Below are 5045 nucleotides of genomic sequence, written 5' to 3'. Positions count from 1 at the left end.
CGCTAAGCGACTACCGTATCTAACAGGGGGCAACCCCCAACTACATCAGGCGTACTAGGGCTTAACTTCTGTGTTCGGCATGGGAACAGGTGTATCTCCTAGGCTATCGTCACTTAACTCTGAGTATTCTCAACTCAAAATTGAATATCTATACTGTATCAGGAAACCAAATCGTTGTCAATATGTCTCAGTTACTTTCTTTGGATAAGTCCTCGAGCTATTAGTATTAGTCCGCTACATGTGTCACCACACTTCCACTTCTAACCTATCAACCTGATCATCTCTCAGGGCTCTTACTGATATAAAATCATGGGAAATCTCATCTTGAGGTGGGCTTCACACTTAGATGCTTTCAGCGTTTATCCCTTCCCTACATAGCTACCCAGCGATGCTCTTGGCAGAACAACTGGTACACCAGCGGTAAGTCCACTCTGGTCCTCTCGTACTAGGAGCAGATCCTCTCAAATTTCCTACGCCCGCGACGGATAGGGACCGAACTGTCTCACGACGTTCTGAACCCAGCTCGCGTGCCGCTTTAATGGGCGAACAGCCCAACCCTTGGGACCGACTACAGCCCCAGGATGCGACGAGCCGACATCGAGGTGCCAAACCTCCCCGTCGATGTGAACTCTTGGGGGAGATAAGCCTGTTATCCCCAGGGTAGCTTTTATCCGTTGAGCGATGGCCCTTCCATGCGGAACCACCGGATCACTAAGCCCGACTTTCGTCCCTGCTCGAGTTGTAACTCTCGCAGTCAAGCTCCCTTATACCTTTACACTCTGCGAATGATTTCCAACCATTCTGAGGGAACCTTTGGGCGCCTCCGTTACCTTTTAGGAGGCGACCGCCCCAGTCAAACTGCCCGTCAGACACTGTCTCCGATAGGGATAACCTATCTGGGTTAGAGTAGCCATAACACAAGGGTAGTATCCCAACAACGCCTCACTCGAAACTGGCGTCCCGAGGTCATAGGCTCCTACCTATCCTGTACATGTGGTACAGATACTCAATATCAAACTGCAGTAAAGCTCCATGGGGTCTTTCCGTCCTGTCGCGGGTAACCTGCATCTTCACAGGTACTAAAATTTCACCGAGTCTCTCGTTGAGACAGTGCCCAAATCATTACGCCTTTCGTGCGGGTCGGAACTTACCCGACAAGGAATTTCGCTACCTTAGGACCGTTATAGTTACGGCCGCCGTTTACTGGGGCTTCAATTCATACCTTCGCTATTGCTAAGCACTCCTCTTAACCTTCCAGCACCGGGCAGGCGTCACCCCCTATACATCATCTTACGATTTAGCAGAGAGCTGTGTTTTTGATAAACAGTTGCTTGGGCCTATTCACTGCGGCTGACCATAAGTCAGCGCCCCTTCTCCCGAAGTTACGGGGCCATTTTGCCGAGTTCCTTAACGAGAGTTCTCTCGCTCACCTGAGGCTACTCGCCTCGACTACCTGTGTCGGTTTGCGGTACGGGTAGAGTATAATTAACGCTAGAAGCTTTTCTCGGCAGTGTGACATCACTAACTTCGCTACTAAACTTCGCTCCCCATCACAGCTCAATGTTATAGATATAAGCATTTGACTCATATCACACCTCACTGCTTGGCCAGACACTTCCAATCGTCTGGTTTAGTTAGCCTACTGCGTCCCTCCATCACTATATACTCTAGTACAGGAATATCAACCTGTTGTCCATCGGATACACCTTTCGGTCTCTCCTTAGGTCCCGACTAACCCAGGGCGGACGAGCCTTCCCCTGGAAACCTTAGTCTTACGGTGGACAGGATTCTCACCTGTCTTTCGCTACTCATACCGGCATTCTCACTTCTATGCGCTCCAGCACTCCTCACGGTACACCTTCTTCGCACATAGAACGCTCTCCTACCATACCTATAAAGGTATCCACAGCTTCGGTAATATGTTTTAGCCCCGGTACATTTTCGGCGCAGGGTCACTCGACTAGTGAGCTATTACGCACTCTTTGAATGAATAGCTGCTTCTAAGCTAACATCCTAGTTGTCTGTGCAACCCCACATCCTTTTCCACTTAACATATATTTTGGGACCTTAGCTGGTGGTCTGGGCTGTTTCCCTTTCGACTACGGATCTTAGCACTCGCAGTCTGACTGCCGATTATATCTCGTTGGCATTCGGAGTTTATCTGAGATTGGTAATCCGGGATGGACCCCTCACCCAAACAGTGCTCTACCTCCAAGAGACTTAACATCGACGCTAGCCCTAAAGCTATTTCGGAGAGAACCAGCTATCTCCAAGTTCGTTTGGAATTTCTCCGCTACCCACAAGTCATCCAAGCACTTTTCAACGTGCCCTGGTTCGGTCCTCCAGTGAGTTTTACCTCACCTTCAACCTGCTCATGGGTAGGTCACATGGTTTCGGGTCTACGACATGATACTAATACGCCCTATTAAGACTCGGTTTCCCTACGGCTCCGTCTCTTCAACTTAACCTCGCATCATATCGTAACTCGCCGGTTCATTCTACAAAAGGCACGCTCTCACCCATTAACGGGCTCGAACTTGTTGTAGGCACACGGTTTCAGGTTCTATTTCACTCCCCTCCCGGGGTGCTTTTCACCTTTCCCTCACGGTACTGGTTCACTATCGGTCACTAGAGAGTATTTAGGGTTGGGAGATGGTCCTCCCAGATTCCGACGAGATTTCTCGTGTCTCGCCGTACTCAGGATACTGCTAGGTATAAAGACTATTTCGAATACGAGGCTATTACTCTCTTTGGCCTACCTTCCCAGGTAGTTCTTCTATAATCTTTAAGTCCACGTTGCAGTCCTACAACCCCGAAGAGTAAACTCTTCGGTTTGCCCTCTTGCCGTTTCGCTCGCCGCTACTAAGGCAATCGCTTTTGCTTTCTCTTCCTGCAGCTACTTAGATGTTTCAGTTCACTGCGTCTTCCTCTACATTACCTTAACAGTAATGAGTGACAGGCATTACCTGCCGGGTTCCCCCATTCGGACATCTCTGGATCATTGCTCACTTACAGCTCCCCAAAGCATTTCGTCGTTAGTCACGTCCTTCATCGGCTTCTAGTGCCAAGGCATCCACCGTGCGCCCTTATTAACTTAACCTTATTTTGGTCTTTCGACCTAACTCATTAAATATTCACAGCGTTTCGGTTTATTTTCTTGTTACTATCTATATGTAATTAATTACATATGGAATTTGATATAGATATTCAATTTTCAATGGACAATACTTGAATCTTGCGATTCAATGGAGCCTAGCGGGATCGAACCGCTGACCTCCTGCGTGCAAAGCAGGCGCTCTCCCAGCTGAGCTAAGGCCCCACAAGACCTCTCAAAACTAAATAAGAAACTCAAGTACATTCCGTTTTTCCTTAGAAAGGAGGTGATCCAGCCGCACCTTCCGATACGGCTACCTTGTTACGACTTCACCCCAATCATCTATCCCACCTTAGGCGGCTGGCTCCAAAAGGTTACCTCACCGACTTCGGGTGTTACAAACTCTCGTGGTGTGACGGGCGGTGTGTACAAGGCCCGGGAACGTATTCACCGCGGCGTGCTGATCCGCGATTACTAGCGATTCCGACTTCATGTAGGCGAGTTGCAGCCTACAATCCGAACTGAGATTGGCTTTAAGAGATTAGCTTGCCGTCACCGACTCGCAACTCGTTGTACCAACCATTGTAGCACGTGTGTAGCCCAGGTCATAAGGGGCATGATGATTTGACGTCATCCCCACCTTCCTCCGGTTTATTACCGGCAGTCTCGCTAGAGTGCCCAACTGAATGATGGCAACTAACAATAGGGGTTGCGCTCGTTGCGGGACTTAACCCAACATCTCACGACACGAGCTGACGACAACCATGCACCACCTGTCACCGATGTACCGAAGTAACTTTCTATCTCTAGAAATAGCATCGGGATGTCAAGACCTGGTAAGGTTCTTCGCGTTGCTTCGAATTAAACCACATGCTCCACCGCTTGTGCGGGCCCCCGTCAATTCCTTTGAGTTTCAACCTTGCGGTCGTACTCCCCAGGCGGAGTGCTTAATGCGTTAGCTGCGGCACTGAATCCCGGAAAGGATCCAACACCTAGCACTCATCGTTTACGGCGTGGACTACCAGGGTATCTAATCCTGTTCGCTCCCCACGCTTTCGAGCCTCAGCGTCAGTTACAGACCAGAGAGCCGCTTTCGCCACCGGTGTTCCTCCATATATCTACGCATTTCACCGCTACACATGGAATTCCACTCTCCCCTTCTGCACTCAAGTTTGACAGTTTCCAAAGCGAACTATGGTTGAGCCACAGCCTTTAACTTCAGACTTATCAAACCGCCTGCGCTCGCTTTACGCCCAATAAATCCGGACAACGCTCGGGACCTACGTATTACCGCGGCTGCTGGCACGTAGTTAGCCGTCCCTTTCTGGTAAGCTACCGTCACAGTGTGAACTTTCCACTCTCACACTCGTTCTTGACTTACAACAGAGCTTTACGATCCGAAAACCTTCTTCACTCACGCGGCGTTGCTCGGTCAGGGTTGCCCCCATTGCCGAAGATTCCCTACTGCTGCCTCCCGTAGGAGTCTGGGCCGTGTCTCAGTCCCAGTGTGGCCGATCACCCTCTCAGGTCGGCTATGTATCGTCGCCTAGGTGAGCCGTTACCTCACCTACTAGCTAATACAACGCAGGTCCATCTTGTAGTGGAGCATTTGCCCCTTTCAAATAAATGACATGAGTCATCCATTGTTATGCGGTATTAGCTATCGTTTCCAATAGTTATCCCCCGCTACAAGGCAGGTTACCTACGCGTTACTCACCCGTTCGCAACTCATCCAAGAAGAGCAAGCTCCTCTCTTCAGCGTTCTACTTGCATGTATTAGGCACGCCGCCAGCGTTCGTCCTGAGCCAGGATCAAACTCTCATTAAAAACTTTAATAATTGTTCGAGCGTTAACTCATTACCGTCGTCTGACGATTTATTCTTGTAAATTGACAGGTTATAATTTCTTCTATAACCCTGCACTTGGTTTCTTATTCAGTTCTCAAAGGTCT

General features: G+C 49.4%; 1 tRNA gene and 3 rRNA genes. All 4 read right to left on the bottom strand.

Annotation, left to right across the window (positions count from 1 at the left end):
* Position 1 precedes the first annotated feature (1 nt).
* Positions 2 to 117: ribosomal RNA gene (gene rrf / locus HMPREF2571_RS03210) — 5S ribosomal RNA — on the bottom strand.
* An 83-nt stretch (positions 118 to 200) separates the two neighbouring features.
* Positions 201 to 3100 (bottom strand): 23S ribosomal RNA (locus tag HMPREF2571_RS03205).
* Positions 3101 to 3246: 146 nt separating this feature from the next.
* Positions 3247 to 3319, bottom strand: a tRNA-Ala gene (locus tag HMPREF2571_RS03200).
* A gap of 54 nt (positions 3320 to 3373) precedes the next feature.
* Positions 3374 to 4921 (bottom strand): 16S ribosomal RNA (locus tag HMPREF2571_RS03195).
* The 16S, 23S and 5S rRNA genes sit together here with 1 tRNA gene alongside, the layout of an rRNA operon.
* Positions 4922 to 5045: the final 124 nt, after the last annotated feature.

Origin of the sequence: Streptococcus sp. HMSC068F04 (assembly GCF_001837455.1) — a bacterium.
Taxonomy (GTDB): domain Bacteria; phylum Bacillota; class Bacilli; order Lactobacillales; family Streptococcaceae; genus Streptococcus; species Streptococcus salivarius_D.
Note: the sequence above shows the minus strand (reverse complement) of the source record. Positions and strands in the feature narration are given on the sequence as shown.